This window comes from Vibrio sp. Vf1514, assembly GCF_052076135.1.
Taxonomy (GTDB): domain Bacteria; phylum Pseudomonadota; class Gammaproteobacteria; order Enterobacterales; family Vibrionaceae; genus Vibrio; species Vibrio furnissii.
This window is the reverse complement of record NZ_CP197268.1, coordinates 966,418-979,871: the sequence shown is the minus strand read 5'-3', so window position 1 is coordinate 979,871 and position 13,454 is coordinate 966,418. Positions and strand designations below refer to the sequence as shown.

The 13,454-nt window shown below is 48.9% G+C and carries 12 protein-coding genes; 6 read left to right on the top strand and 6 right to left on the bottom strand.

What is annotated here, in order from left to right; all coding sequences use genetic code 11:
- From ACS18Q_RS19295 to ACS18Q_RS19285, 3 genes are read left to right on the top strand one after another with little or no spacing between them, the layout of a single operon-like run.
- On the top strand, nucleotides 1–1,101 hold the full coding sequence (locus ACS18Q_RS19295; protein WP_014257463.1) for a glycosyltransferase family 4 protein: 1,101 nt from the start codon (nucleotides 1–3) through the stop codon (nucleotides 1,099–1,101).
- On the top strand, nucleotides 1,102–1,509 hold the full coding sequence (locus ACS18Q_RS19290; RefSeq protein WP_014257462.1) for a hypothetical protein: 408 nt from the start codon (nucleotides 1,102–1,104) through the stop codon (nucleotides 1,507–1,509). It begins immediately after the preceding gene.
- A complete protein-coding gene (locus ACS18Q_RS19285) occupies nucleotides 1,506–2,981 on the top strand; it encodes a DUF4832 domain-containing protein (RefSeq protein WP_143680014.1) in 1,476 nt (491 codons plus the stop codon). The genes ACS18Q_RS19290 and ACS18Q_RS19285 overlap by 4 nt, the downstream gene beginning before the upstream one ends.
- 166 nt (nucleotides 2,982–3,147) lie before the next feature.
- Here the strand turns inward: ACS18Q_RS19285 and glpC are convergent, their stop codons facing one another.
- From glpC to glpA, 3 genes are read right to left on the bottom strand one after another with little or no spacing between them, the layout of a single operon-like run.
- On the bottom strand, nucleotides 3,148–4,374 hold the full coding sequence (glpC, locus tag ACS18Q_RS19280) for an anaerobic glycerol-3-phosphate dehydrogenase subunit GlpC (RefSeq protein WP_004726856.1): 1,227 nt from the start codon (nucleotides 4,372–4,374) through the stop codon (nucleotides 3,148–3,150).
- Nucleotides 4,371–5,696 (bottom strand): glycerol-3-phosphate dehydrogenase subunit GlpB, encoded by a 1,326-nt coding sequence (gene glpB, locus ACS18Q_RS19275; RefSeq protein ID WP_394625120.1) that lies wholly within the window; start codon nucleotides 5,694–5,696, stop codon nucleotides 4,371–4,373. Before glpB ends, glpC begins: the two co-directional genes overlap by 4 nt.
- Nucleotides 5,693–7,363: an anaerobic glycerol-3-phosphate dehydrogenase subunit A gene (gene glpA / locus ACS18Q_RS19270; RefSeq protein WP_441257693.1), complete on the bottom strand. Its 1,671-nt coding sequence runs from the start codon at nucleotides 7,361–7,363 to the stop codon at nucleotides 5,693–5,695. Before glpA ends, glpB begins: the two co-directional genes overlap by 4 nt.
- Before the next feature lie 534 nt (nucleotides 7,364–7,897).
- On the opposite strand from glpA, the gene ACS18Q_RS19265 reads away from it, so the two are divergent.
- Nucleotides 7,898–8,752: an MIP/aquaporin family protein gene (locus ACS18Q_RS19265; RefSeq protein ID WP_004726853.1), complete on the top strand. Its 855-nt coding sequence runs from the start codon at nucleotides 7,898–7,900 to the stop codon at nucleotides 8,750–8,752.
- A 51-nt stretch (nucleotides 8,753–8,803) separates the two neighbouring features.
- Nucleotides 8,804–10,324 carry a glycerol kinase GlpK gene (gene glpK, locus ACS18Q_RS19260; RefSeq protein WP_143680017.1) on the top strand — a complete coding sequence of 507 codons (1,521 nt, stop codon included), beginning with the start codon at nucleotides 8,804–8,806 and terminating at the stop codon, nucleotides 10,322–10,324.
- 116 nt (nucleotides 10,325–10,440) lie between these two features.
- Here glpK and ACS18Q_RS19255 read toward each other — a convergent pair whose 3' ends face one another.
- The 3 genes from ACS18Q_RS19255 to ACS18Q_RS19245 all read right to left on the bottom strand — a co-directional run bounded on the left by ACS18Q_RS19255 (nucleotide 10,441) and on the right by ACS18Q_RS19245 (nucleotide 13,061).
- Nucleotides 10,441–10,701 carry a YgjV family protein gene (locus ACS18Q_RS19255; protein ID WP_004726851.1) on the bottom strand — a complete coding sequence of 87 codons (261 nt, stop codon included), beginning with the start codon at nucleotides 10,699–10,701 and terminating at the stop codon, nucleotides 10,441–10,443.
- A 577-nt stretch (nucleotides 10,702–11,278) separates the two neighbouring features.
- Complete coding sequence (locus ACS18Q_RS19250) at nucleotides 11,279–11,515, bottom strand: hypothetical protein (protein WP_238819918.1); 237 nt, start codon at nucleotides 11,513–11,515, stop codon at nucleotides 11,279–11,281.
- A 1,228-nt stretch (nucleotides 11,516–12,743) separates the two neighbouring features.
- The gene (locus tag ACS18Q_RS19245; protein ID WP_004726770.1) at nucleotides 12,744–13,061 is read right to left on the bottom strand and encodes a DUF496 family protein; all 318 of its coding nucleotides are present in this window, start codon (nucleotides 13,059–13,061) and stop codon (nucleotides 12,744–12,746) included.
- A 189-nt stretch (nucleotides 13,062–13,250) separates the two neighbouring features.
- Here ACS18Q_RS19245 and ACS18Q_RS19240 point away from each other — a divergent pair, with 189 nt between their 5' ends.
- Nucleotides 13,251–13,448 carry a hypothetical protein gene (locus ACS18Q_RS19240; protein WP_014257418.1) on the top strand — a complete coding sequence of 66 codons (198 nt, stop codon included), beginning with the start codon at nucleotides 13,251–13,253 and terminating at the stop codon, nucleotides 13,446–13,448.
- Nucleotides 13,449–13,454: the final 6 nt, after the last annotated feature.

Here is a 13,454-nt window from a genome sequence, read left to right as displayed (position 1 = left end):
ATGAAAATTACTGTATTGGGCACGCGGGGCATTCCCGATGTGTTGGGGGGCGTCGAAACCCATTGTCAGCATCTTTATCCTGAATTGGTGAAACAGTTTGGGGTGGAAGTTTGTGTGATCGCGCGTTCGCCGTATGTGCCATACAAACGCTCCAGTTATTTGGGCGTGCAAACCAAAGCCATTTGGGCGCCGAAGAAAAAGTCGCTGGAAGCGATTGTGCACTCGACCTTGGCTGCGTTTTCGACTCTGTTTGATGGTTCGGATGTGGTGCATGTACACGCCATCGGCCCGGGTTTAGTCGTGCCGCTGCTGCGTTTGTTGGGCAAAAAAGTGGTGTTTACCCATCACGGCCCAGATTATGACCGTCAGAAATGGGGCGGATTTGCCAAGAAAATTTTGATGCTTGGCGAAAAATTTGCCGCAAAATGGGCCAATGAAGTGATTGTGATTTCTGAAGTCATTAATCGCATTTTGCAGCAAAAATATCAGCGTTTCGACGCCAACTTGATCTACAACGGTGTGCTTGCGCCCGAGGCACTCAGCGCCGAAAGTATCAACGCCACGTTGGGTGAGTATCAGTTGACGGCGCAAAACTACTTGGTGGCCGTGGGCCGCTTCGTCGAGGAAAAAGGCTTTCATGATTTGATTGATGCCTATCGTGAATCCGGACTCAGCATGCCTTTGGTGCTGGTGGGCGATACTGACCATGAAACCCCTTACAGCGCTGCGCTGAAAGAGAAAGCGCGCAGCACGCCGGGCGTGATCATGACCGGTTTTCTCAAAGGGGACGCACTCAAAGCGGTATTTTCGCAAGCGCGACTGTTTGTGATGCCGTCTTATCACGAGGGGTTACCGATTGCATTGCTTGAAGCCATGTCCTTCTCGCTGCCTGCGCTGGTGAGTGACATTCCGGCGAACACGGAAGTGGCCTTGGATCCAACCTGTTATTTCCCGGTTGGCAATGTGGCTGCATTAGGTGAAAAACTCAGTGCATTAAGTGAAGAAGCCCGTGTGGACTACGCCGAGTACCTAGCCAAATACGACTGGGAAAAAATCGCGCAGCAAACCATGCAGGTGTATCAAAAAGTTGTGGGGCAATAAGTGTCAACACCCGTAAAAGAGAACAAAACGGTGACGCAGTTCTATCATGCGCTTGATGAACAAGTGGCAGCAGAGCTCACCGATACACAGAAACAAGCGATTGAACACGCGATCAAAAGCGTGGGCTTGGTACATCGTCACGGCGTTGATGTACGCAAGAGTTTACCTTGGTTTGGTAAACGGTATTACCTGGTGTTGTTGATGGGGCGCGATCGCCGTCATCAACTGCGCCCGTCGGAATCCAAATGGGCGAATTTTGTCGTGACATCCTTGATGATTGTCGGGCTGCTCGCGCTGTTAGGTTTGTCATTCCTTGCGCTGTATTTGATCAAATCCGCCATGGGCATTGATATTTTTCCCAACTACTCACTCGGGATTTGGGATTGGTTTAAAGGGTTAATGCAATGAAACAACGAACAGCAGCGTGTCGGCTGAATTTGGCCAGTCAAGCGGGTTTGGTTTTGCTGATGATGTTACCGCTTTCAGCGTGTCAGGCGGAGAGCAAGAATGCGTCGTCGTCATCGACTGCGTCGGTATCGCGTGATGAGCAGAAAATCACCGTGCATCCGGCGGCATTGTCGGGGCCGATCACCAACCCGGGCATCGGGGTTGAAACGTTTCATAACAACTGGGAAGTGCCACTACCGCTGGAGCTTTATCCCGAGTCTGGCGTGGATTACTTTCGTTTTTACTGGACCGATTTGGAGCCGGAAGAGGGCGAGTACGCCTTTGGTATGGTTGACCGTTTGTTAGCGCAAAACCGTGCCGCGTTGCCATCACAAATGGTGGCGCTGCGTTTTATGACGGCAGATGGCCCTGAAAGCGGCAGCAAAATTCCGGATTGGCTGATTAAAAAAGGCATTCGCGGGAACTGGACGTCCGATGGCAAAACCTTCGTGCCGGATCTCGATGACAGCTTGTATCTGCATTATGTGGAAAAACTGCTCAATGCGTTTGGTCAGCGTTACGACGGCAACACCAACTTGAGTCACATCGATATCGGCATGGTTGGCTCTTGGGGGGAATGGCACAACAGTAACTTTACTGAGCTGGAGCCGTTGCATCAGCGCTACAGTGACAATGATTTGAACAAGTTGATCGACATGCATTTTGCGGCGTTTCCCAACACGCCTAAAGTGATGTTAATCAGCGGCGAAAACAGCTTGGCTTACGCGGTTGAGAAGGGCGCAGGTTGGCGCGCAGACTGCTGGGGCGACTGGCATAACTTCTCCGACACATGGAGCCATATGGTTGACGACTATCCTTATCGTCTTGCCATGGCTCAGCAAACCTATGCCAAGTTCAATCAGGCATGGCAAACCGCGCCAATTTCCTTGGAAACGTGCGGCAATATGTCGGAATGGTGGAGCAAGTACAATTACACCCGTGAGCAAGTGAAAGCGAGCTTGGATTGGGCGATTGCGCAGCACGCTTCGACATTGAACCTGAAATCGCACGTGGTGCCGACTCAGTATCGTGACTTGTTGGACGATGCGTTGGCTCAAATTGGCTATCGTCTGCGTGTGGACACACTGGTGCACCCTGCTGAATTGACTCCGGGCGCGACCATGACGGTTCAGGCCTTGCTTGTGAACGAAGGGAATGCGCCACCGTATCAGCACCATTATCTGGCGTATCGATTGGTGAATGAGGACGAAGAAACCGCGTTTTTCAACGTCTCAACCGCAGATGTCATGCGTTGGCTGCCGGGTGAACACGCGACCTCCAGCAGTTTCACTTTGCCTGAAACGATCCCCACCGGCCATTACTACCTTGAGTTGGCCTTGGTCGATCGCCATGCTGAGGCAGAAGTGAATCTGGCCAATGAAGGGTTGCAGGCATCGGGCTGGTATCGCTTATCTGACGTAACCATTCGTTAGGTCGACAGCCTTCGCCATGCTGTGGTGCGATATACAGCAGCAAACGAAAAACGAAAGTGGCAGAAGAAAAGCGAAAGTGACAAAAGAAAAGCGGGCAATGCCCGCTTTTTTGTACGTTGAGCGTTGAAACGACTTTTTTTGAAGACGCTTTTTTGGGGTTGGAAGACTAAGCCAGTGCTTGCGCTAGCAAGCTGACGGGGTGAATGGTTTCCAGCGCGGTGTTCTCTTCGATTTGCCATTTACAGGTTTCGCAGTCGGTGATCGCAAAATCTGCATCGGAGGCTTTGATCGAGTCAAACAGGTGCGAGCCGATTTTCATCGACACGTCATAGTTCTCTTCTTTAAAGCCATAGGTGCCCGCTAAACCGCAGCATTCGCTATCGAGGACAATCAGTTCTAGGCCCGGAATCATGCGCAGCAACTCAATGGTAAACATCACGTTGCCACTGCGTTCCAAGTGACAAGGCGTGTGATAAACCACTTTGAGGTTGACCGGTTTCATTTTCGGCGCATTGCCATTCATAAACTCTTTCAGCAGGAAGCGCGTGACGTATTCAATGTCGTTGGACACTTGGCTGTTGTCGACGCCGAGCACATGCGGGTATTCCTGTTGCAGCGTGAACGAGCAAGTTGAGGAGGTTGAAATCACTTTGGTGTGATATTCATTGACCGCAGTTTCCATGTTCTTCACGTTCAGCAATGCGTTTTTACGCGCTTTGTCATGAAAACCGTTGGCAATCAAAGGCACGCCGCAGCATTTCTCGTTGTTCAGCAAGCGCACGCCAATATTCATCGCATTCAACACCTTCACCAGATCTTTGCCCAATTGTGGGTGGTTGTAGTTGACGTAGCAGCCATGGAAGTAAGTGACTTGGCGCTGATACAGCGGCTGGCTGGTGCAATTTTGTTTAAACCAGCGACGGAACGTGCCGTGCGAGTATTTCGGCAACGCTTTGTGGTCATGCACGCCGATGGTTTTGTGCATGATTTTTTTCACCAATGGCATCGATGTGGCGAAGTTCACCACTGGTGCAAATGGCGTGGCCAGTGAGCCGAACAGGTCGGTGTGGCTCAGCACGTAGTCACGCATCAGTTTCGGATTGAGCGGTTTCTTGCCATGTTTACCCCGCGCGACGGCGATGATGTCGCCGATTTTCACCCCAGAAGGACACGCGGTTTCGCAGCGTTTGCAGTTGGTGCAGTATTTAAGCGCTTCGTCGTAATATTCCGGGTTTTTAATGCGCAGGCGCTCGCCATCCGGCCCGCACTGTTTCGGGCCTGGGTAATCTGGGTTGGCTTTTGCCACGGGGCAGTACACCGTGCAGACGGTGCATTTAATACATTGGTCAAAGCTGGTATTCAGAGGAGCAGCTTTTGAAAATGGCGCGTTCATGCGAGCACCTCCTGATCGAATGGGTTAGGGTGAGACGCTGACAATTGAGGTTCTAGGCATTGCATGATGGCGTGGTAGGCGGTGCCAATCGCGACGCCGCCACCACACCCTTCAAACACGGGATCGTAACCCGACAACATGGAGCCGCAGCAGTACAAGTTTTTAATGGTGACGCCGCTGCGCTGGGGGTTCAATTGCGCATTGGTTTCGACGCCGAATGCCATAAAGGGGTGCGAACGGTCGGCAAAGAAGGCCGGATTGCGCCAATCAACGCGCGCTGGTTTATGCGTCACTTGCAAGCCAAAGATCGGTTCTTGGATGGCGTGTTGCTCGGCATGCAACCCTTGGCTGAAATAGCTGCCGGTTGCCATGATGTAGTTGTCAGCGCTGATGGCCATGTCGCGCAGGTTTTGCGTTTGCAGGCTGACCAGACGCTCGCCGTCAAACGTGCCGTTGACCACTTTGTCGCCTTTGAGATGAATGCCACCCAGCAGCAGGAAGGTGCGACTGAGTGCCTCTTCAATGCGAATACCCAGCAGCGATGGCGGCATGGTCGGCACTTCGTGAAATTGCAGTTGCGTGGTGTCGCGTAGCTTCGTGAGCAGCGTCAGGCCATCGCCGTTGCCCATGATCGCGGGCATGATCACCAAGTCGTTGCGATTGGCTGCACGCATCAAACCATCGCATAGCGCAGTCCACGCGGCATCGTGTTTCAGCAAGCGTGCGATGTCGATTGAGCGCAGCTCATTTGGGTTGCGGCGGTATCCGTCAAACCCCGGAATCGACAGGGTGACCGTGTGAATCGGCACACCTTGAAAATCGGGATGCTGGTGAAGGTTATCTTTCAGCATTTGTGGCTGAAAATCGCGATAGCCATCGATTGAAACCACCACAATACGCTCAAACGAAACTTCTTGGCGGTGTTGGTAAACAAATGGCTGCGACAGCCAAGTCGCTTTGAGCGTGCCAAGCGGCGTGATGCGTCCGTGATTGGCCAAATCATCTTGATGTGATAGCGGTACGTTCGCAGAGGCGAGCGTTTGACGAAACCATTCCAGCCCTTTTTGCAGCGTGCTGCGACCCACCGTGTTGTACGGATGGGACGGCGCTTGTTGCTGCAATGCGTCGAGGGCATCAAACGGGTGGGTGACCGCGCTGCCATCTGGCAATTTCGCCAGCACATCAATGGAGCCGGAAGAGAAATGCAATGCGCTTTGGCCTTGATTGATGAGCACGGTTTTTTTGCCAGCTTGCAGGCTGCGAATTGCAGCGGTATAACCCGCAATGCCGCCGCCGATCACGGCCACATCATAATGCATCATAATTCCGCCTCCTGTTTTTGTTGTTCTGCTTGAGGGTGTTCTGATTGATCGGGCTGGGGCAGGTCGCTGGCACCGAGTAATCCTTCGTAAATCCAATAGCTGAATTCCGCTTCGCGCAGCGCATCACCCCAGAAAATGGGTTTGATGCCTTTCCAACGCTCTTCCAGAAAATCGACCAACAATTCGCTCGATTGACAGCCGTCGACCTGACCATATTCGGAAAACAGGCTGGCCGCACGGTAGCTGCACAGTTCGCCCTGACAAGGGCCCATGCCTAAGCGAGTGCGGCGGCGCAGATCGACCAAGTTGTTGACGTCGAGCTGTTTAATCGCGTATTCAATTTCGCCCGCGGTGACCATTTCACATTCACAAATAATCGCTTGGCTCTTGGCATCGTCAGACAAGAATTGCGTGGCGCGTTCACCATGGCGATAAATGGCGGATTCATACACCGGCTTGGCGATGCTGGCGGTTTTCTTGATGGCTTTTGGCGTTTCGTTTGACCCCGGCAGTGGGCGCGTGTGGGTTTCGCACGCTTGCGTGTTGCCCAGTTTCTTCGCCACTAAGTCGGTCGCCCATTCCGCCATTAAGCGGTAGGTCATCAGTTTGCCGCCGGTAATGGTGGTGAGGCCTTTGAGGCCGTCGCGCTCTTGGTGATCGAGCAAAACGATGCCGCGGCTGATATTCCGGCCACTGCCATCGTCATCTACCGATACCAAAGGACGTACCCCCGCGTAGGCACGCAGCACGCGCGTATTGGCCATGATCGGCGCAAGTTTCGCGCCTTCTGCCAGCAGCACATCCACGTCACGTTCGGTCACGTGCAAGTTATCGATCTGGTCGTAATCAATGTGTTCGGACGTGGTGCCGATAAGTGAAATGGTGTCGCCGGGCACCAGAATGTCGGCATCAGAAGGTTTACGGCAACGGTTGATCACCAAGTTATTGATGCGGTAATCGAGGATCAACAGCGAGCCTTTGGCAGGGAACATCTTGATGTTGAGGTCGGCATATTCGCAGATATGTTGTCCCCAAATGCCCGCGGCGTTGATCACTTCTTTGGCAAAGATTTCAAACTGTTGGTTGGTGCCCAATTGCAAACAGCGTACACCGAGTATGGTATCGCCTTGGCGAATCAAACTGGTGACGATGGTGCGGTTGAACATGCGCGCGCCGTGCTCTTTGGCATCAAGGACGTTCGAGGCACATAAACGGAACGGATCCAGCGTGCCGTCAGGTACTTTTACAGCGCCGATTAGCGCCGGGTTCACGTTCGGTTCAAGCGCGAGTGCTTCTTTCGGCGTTAAACGGGTCGCTTCGATACCGGCATTGCCGCAAGCCTGAATAAAGGTGTCTTGAAAGCTGAGTTCGTCTTCAGGCAGGGTAATGAATAGGCCATCGGTCGCTTCCACACAATGGCGAGCGATGCGTTTGAGCGTTTGGTTTTCCTGAATGCATTCTTTGGCCGATTCTGCATCAGTGACGGCATAGCGTGCGCCTGAATGCAGCAAGCCGTGGTTACGACCCGTGGTGCCGGAGGCGATGTCATCTTTCTCTAACAGAATGCACGCGATGCCTCGCAATGCGCAGTCTCGCATGATGCCTGTGCCAGTCGCGCCGCCGCCAATGATGACAACGTCGGTTTCCATTCGTTGATAAGCCGTCATGACCTTTACCTTATGCAACTTTAATAAACTTACAACTAGTATGTCTTTTTTTATCATTTACGTTCGATATATTGCTCACAAAAGCGCGAACGAGCGTTAAATTGATAGTTTTGGTGATTGTTTCGTGTAGGTGTGGAGAAATTAACCAACAATGTTGCTGATATTTAACAGGGTTAGGCACATATTTGTTACATGTAAATCGATGAAAACAAGAATAAATGCGCTAACGAGCTGGTCTGATGTGCAAGCGGAGTCAAGAACGTTGTTGGTAAATGAAAACGTATGATGCCTTGTTTAATAAGCAATTGCTCAATTTATTAGGGTTTTCTTGATTAGAAAATGGTGCGATAAAAACTAACCCTACTGATGAAATGATCAAAATGATGCGCCAATTAACAAAAAACGAGTTTGACATTAACAAATTTGTGCTCGAACGCTCATAAATTTCCTTATTCGATTTTCGAGAGTGCTCTTCTGTGTCAGATTTGCCTCACACAAAGTTTGTGTACATAACTATAAACAGGACTCTTACTTATGACTCGAACAAAACAACATACTCTTTTAGGAGAGTGTATCGCGGAGTTTATCGGCACCGGACTGCTGATTTTCTTCGGTGTGGGTTGTGTGGCAGCACTCGTGCTGACTAGCGCACAATTTGGTCAATGGGAAATCAGTATCATGTGGGGCATGGGCGTTGCCATCGCCATCTACTGTACAGCTGGTGTCTCAGGGGCTCACATTAACCCCGCGGTAACGATCGCTCTGGCCGCTTTCCATGGTTTTGATAAAGCGAAAGTGGTTCCTTATATTGTGGCGCAAGTGCTGGGTGCCTTCTGCTCGGCAGCATTGGTTTACGGCTTGTACAGCAACCTTTTTACCGATTACGAAATCGCGCACAATTTTGTACGTAGCAGCCAAGAAGCATTGGCCACTGCGGGTATCTTCTCGACGTATCCGAATGCTGCCTTGTCGTTTGGTGGTGCGTTCGCGGTCGAATTTACCATTACAGCCGTACTGATGTTTGCGATCTTGGCTCTGGGCGACGAAAACAACGGTGCACACCGTAATGCGCTGAACCCACTGTTGATCGGTATTCTGATTGCAATCATCGGCGGTTCTCTTGGTCCACTGACTGGTTTTGCAATGAACCCAGCGCGTGACTTCGGTCCGAAGCTGTTCGCTTACCTGGCCGGTTGGGACTATGCACTGAGCGGCGCCAAAGACATCCCATATTTCATCGTCCCGATTGCAGCGCCAATTTTAGGTGCATGTTTTGGTGCGTGGGCATATCCGAAATTTATCGCGGTTTATCTTCCAACCGTGGGAACGGGCTGTACTATCCCGAACCAGTGTGATGACGTGGAAGAAAGTGAACAAGCACACGTCTAAAATGAAAGTAATTCGAAGTTAGCAAGAACGTGAAACTATAAGGAATAAACCATGACTGAGCAGAAATATGTGGTTGCATTAGATCAGGGCACCACCAGCTCGCGAGCTGTTGTACTCGACCACGATGCAAATATTGTGAGCGTTTCTCAGCGTGAATTCACTCAAATCTACCCAGAAGCGGGTTGGGTTGAGCATGATCCAATGGAAATCTACGCGACGCAAAGTTCAACGCTGGTTGAAGCGCTGGGCAAAGCGGGGATCCGTAGTGATGAAGTCGCGGCGATTGGTATTACCAACCAACGTGAAACCACCATCGTTTGGGACAAAGAAACAGGCAAACCGATTTACAACGCGATTGTTTGGCAATGTCGCCGTACGGCTGAAATCTGTGAAGAGCTGAAAGCGCGTGACGGGCTAGAAGAGTACATTCGCGAAAACACCGGCTTGGTGCTTGACCCGTACTTCTCTGGCACCAAAATCAAGTGGATTCTGGACAACGTTGAAGGTGCACGCGAAGCCGCTGAATCGGGCAAACTACTGTTTGGTACCGTCGATACATGGCTGGTGTGGAAAATGACCCAAGGTCGCGTACACGTGACTGACTACACCAACGCATCGCGTACCATGCTGTTTAACATCAATTCACTACAGTGGGATGAGAAGATCCTGAAAGAGTTCGGCATTCCGCTGGCGATGATGCCAGAAGTGAAACGCTCTTCAGAAGTGTACGGCCAAACCAACATCGGTGGTAAAGGCGGTACGCGTATTCCAATCGCAGGGATTGCGGGTGACCAACAAGCGGCGCTGTACGGCCAAATGTGTGTAAAAGCGGGTCAGGCGAAAAATACCTACGGTACAGGCTGCTTCCTGCTGATGAACACCGGTCAGGAAAAAGTGACGTCAAAAAATGGTCTGCTGACGACTCTGGCTTGTGGTCCGAAAGGCGAACCGGCTTACGCACTGGAAGGTGCAGTATTCATGGGCGGCGCTTCTATTCAGTGGCTGCGTGATGAGCTGAAACTGATCTCTGATGCGCATGACTCAGAATACTTCGCCACCAAAGTAGATACTTCAAACGGTGTGTACGTGGTGCCTGCATTTACAGGCCTTGGCGCACCATATTGGGATGCTTACGCACGTGGCACCATTGTGGGCCTGACTCGCGGCGTGAACTCAAACCATATCATCCGTGCAACGTTAGAAAGTATTGCTTACCAAACTCGTGACGTCCTAGATGCGATGCAAGCAGACTCCGGCATTCGCCTGTCTGCACTGCGTGTGGATGGCGGTGCCGTTGCCAACAACTTCCTGATGCAGTTCCAATCTGATGTGTTGGATACCGAAGTACATCGTCCAAAAGTCACCGAAGTCACAGCACTGGGTGCAGCTTATTTGGCGGGCTTGGCTGTTGGTTTCTGGGATGACTTGGAAGAACTGAAAGATAAAGCCGAAATTGATCGCAGTTTTGAACCTCACCACGATGAAGAGAAACGTCAACGTCGTTACAAAGGTTGGAAACGCGCGGTGAAATGTGCGCAAGCATGGGCTGAGTTACATCACGAAGAAGAGTAATGTAACAACCATGGTGTGAATGACCGTTTCTTCGTAGGGGGGAAGCGGTTATCGGGGAAAAGTAAAAGCCCGGGCAATTGCCCGGGCTTTTTTTACACGTCTTTTTTTATTTTTATTTAAGCGGCGTTTTGCACGCCTTCGGCTTTGTCAGCCTTCTTTTCTTGCTGCATTTTGAACAGGAAATATACGTTAACGCACGCAATGAACGCGTTGGTCGCGACCACTGGCCATGCGTTAATCATCAAACCGTACACAACAAATAGTGCACAGCCGATAAAGTTCAAAACGCGAAGTTTGACGATGTCTTTCATCGTAAGTGAGATAGCCACGCCGATTGATGCTGCGTAACCCATGATTTCAACCATGTTCATGTCCATTTTTTGACCCTCTTTAAGTTTGCCGAACAGTGTCAGTGTCGGTACCAATCTTCTCGTCGTGAGATAAGTGAGGATGCTCCATGCCTCGAATGGTTCGGTTGTTTTCTATGATTACTATAACAACAGGGTTATTGTGATAAAACCCTCAAAAACGAGTTCGGTGAAGGTTAGCGATTACGCAAACGTTTAATGCTGTTCACAGTTTTGTCATTACCCAATTCTGTTGGTACAAAAAGTAAGCAAAAGGGCAGGGCGAGGAAGCGGGTAAAAGTGACGATGCGTGTCCGTAGAACGTTTGAAGTGGGCATTCGGAAAGGGATATTCACTAGGTGATTTCGGACAATACGACCTACGAGTCATTCGAGATCAACCACAAGAACGGGCGCAACTTTAAGATGATCGGCAAAGCCATCGCGCCAGTGTTTAAGAAGATTTTTTAAAAAAGAAGATGCCACCTGTTAGGTGGCTTTTTTTTCGGCTGGATTCCTTGGTGGGGATGGTTACCATTTATACGTAATATGTAATGCGAATCACTCTTGAACAGTTTGCTATATGTATGGTGAGAGATTTACAAAACTTAAACGTCACTAATAGGTTGATAAACATAGCCATATTCCTCAGCCACTTTCTTTACCTTTAGTTCAATGAGTTTTTTAGCTTCATCTTGCGTTGCTGCCAAAACTTCATTAATTGATAGCTGTGGTTCTAGCAATTTTTCATCAACACAAAACTCATATGCTATACCTCGAAATCTCTTTTGATCCACGGGATGAGCTAGCTCAAGAACTTTAATTTCACAGTCTAATATTTGCATTCATTCCTCAAAGCATATAACGCCCGCTCAAGTGGTGGGCAACGCAATACGATATTTCAGCACACCACCTTAATCACCAAAACCAACTCATTGTAAAAATGCCACGCGTTGCGAATCCGTCTTAAAGCGTTTGTTATGTTTGTGCTAAATACCTGTCGCGCAACCGATTTAATAGTCCGGGTATTAATGCTCCCAATATACCAAAAGAAAACCATGCACATGCAGTAATGATAAATATATGTGGTTCCTTATTGCTTTGATCGTACGAATATCCCGATATAGTCGAAACAAAGAAAATTAACAATGTAATGAGAAAGACTGTTGTAGATGCATAAAATATCAATGAGTTAACCCTACTTTGTGATACCTGGTTTTGTTCTCTCAGTGCAAAGTTTCCAAGTGAGGCTGCGCATATTCCTATAAACCAGTTACTCCAAGTAACAACATGTGGATAAACCCACGACAATACCGAAAAAAAGATAATTGTAAGAACTAAACCAACTAAGACCCACGAATCAAAAACGGCAGCTTTTGGCGAAAGAAAGCTTATTCTAGGTAAAAACTTGCTATAAATTTGGTCATGTAAAAGCTGCATACGGCCATTGTTCTTTATTGATGACCATTCGTACAATATTGCAACAAAGAGCAAAGATAGTACGGCAACTAGTCCCCACTTGGAACTTACTGGATACAGAGTACTATCAAAAACTGGCGTATAGAAAACTAAACAGACTGATAGCAAGACACCGCAAAGCCAACCAAACGTAAGCCATTGAATCAAGAATGCTTTATAGTATTTGTATGAATTTTCCATTTCTTATTTTCGAACCGAGAAATTTTTCAATATTAAGTTGTTTTCATTGATGACACGAGACATTAAAACATAAAAGTCTCTTTTAACTAGACTTTGTTGGTATAAATCCAGAGTAAAATGCAGACAGAGTCTATCTAATACTCCATACCAAATTGGGCACACACGCTTTGATGGATTTATGTGATCATATTGGCAAGTGAAACACGTCAACAGTAACAAACGAGTGTGTCCTTAAGTGTGATCGGTTTGGTGTAATCGTAACTACTACGCATCAATGTGCACTTTAGTTTTGCTTGAACAGAAGGTGGACATCAAAAAAGAGGGCAAAAAGTCGGTCACTGTCAGATCAGGTCTGAATTCGTACAGATAAAGAAAAACCCGCCAATGGGCGGGTTTTAAACTCAAGCATCAGGCTTATTTTTTGCCTTGATGAATCAGTTTGTCTTGTTCGGTCAGCTCGCGAATGCGACGGCTGATCTCACGGCGTTCTTTTGAGATTTCTGCACTTTTGATGATGTGGTCGTCCACACGATCTTCGTAATCCGCTTTCATGTTTTTCACAATCGCGATCACTTCTTCCTGAGTCATGTCAGGTTTGATGTAATCCACTAGGTTTTCTAGCAAATCAACACGTTTACGGTTGTCACGAACTTTCTTCTCGTTGTCTAGAAGTTCACGTTTTAGTTTGTTTTTGCGGCGAGCCAGACTCACGATTTCAAATACGCTGTTCATAGGTCCCTTTTCCTAAAATGAATGCAACTGTCAATGATTAAAACACAACATCAAGGCTCATAACAGCCTTTAGATCAAACCTGACGACACCTTGACCAATAAATAGTCACTCGGTCTTCGCAGAGATTGTACTTGCCTGAAATTGCGCTATATCATGGGCTCCATTGATGACGAAACAATGATTCGAGCATGCAACCTTCAGAAATTGTTGTTCCTCAACTCGACGAGCAATCGGCCGAGCCAGATTTGCGGCCAAAACTGCGTCAAGCCTATATCAGCGAACGGCAACGCCTTGAATTAGTAGAAATTGAATTAAACCGTTCTAAAGTTGTCATGATTGATGAAAACGGACGCATTGTGCGATTTTCACCGACTTCAGAACATTAAGAATGG

What these genes read in the sequence shown, in the direction of transcription:
- ACS18Q_RS19265 (WP_004726853.1), top strand. Translation starts at nt 7,898, where the DNA reads ATGACTCGAACAAAACAACATACTCTTTTAGGAGAGTGTATCGCGGAG.
- glpK (WP_143680017.1), top strand. Translation starts at nt 8,804, where the DNA reads ATGACTGAGCAGAAATATGTGGTTGCATTAGATCAGGGCACCACCAGC.
- glpB (WP_394625120.1), bottom strand. Translation starts at nt 5,696, where the DNA reads ATGATGCATTATGATGTGGCCGTGATCGGCGGCGGCATTGCGGGTTAT.
- glpA (WP_441257693.1), bottom strand. Translation starts at nt 7,363, where the DNA reads ATGACGGCTTATCAACGAATGGAAACCGACGTTGTCATCATTGGCGGC.
- ACS18Q_RS19295 (WP_014257463.1), top strand. Translation starts at nt 1, where the DNA reads ATGAAAATTACTGTATTGGGCACGCGGGGCATTCCCGATGTGTTGGGG.
- glpC (WP_004726856.1), bottom strand. Translation starts at nt 4,374, where the DNA reads ATGAACGCGCCATTTTCAAAAGCTGCTCCTCTGAATACCAGCTTTGAC.
- ACS18Q_RS19255 (WP_004726851.1), bottom strand. Translation starts at nt 10,701, where the DNA reads ATGGACATGAACATGGTTGAAATCATGGGTTACGCAGCATCAATCGGC.
- ACS18Q_RS19245 (WP_004726770.1), bottom strand. Translation starts at nt 13,061, where the DNA reads ATGAACAGCGTATTTGAAATCGTGAGTCTGGCTCGCCGCAAAAACAAA.
- ACS18Q_RS19240 (WP_014257418.1), top strand. Translation starts at nt 13,251, where the DNA reads ATGCAACCTTCAGAAATTGTTGTTCCTCAACTCGACGAGCAATCGGCC.
- ACS18Q_RS19250 (WP_238819918.1), bottom strand. Translation starts at nt 11,515, where the DNA reads ATGCAAATATTAGACTGTGAAATTAAAGTTCTTGAGCTAGCTCATCCC.
- ACS18Q_RS19285 (WP_143680014.1), top strand. Translation starts at nt 1,506, where the DNA reads ATGAAACAACGAACAGCAGCGTGTCGGCTGAATTTGGCCAGTCAAGCG.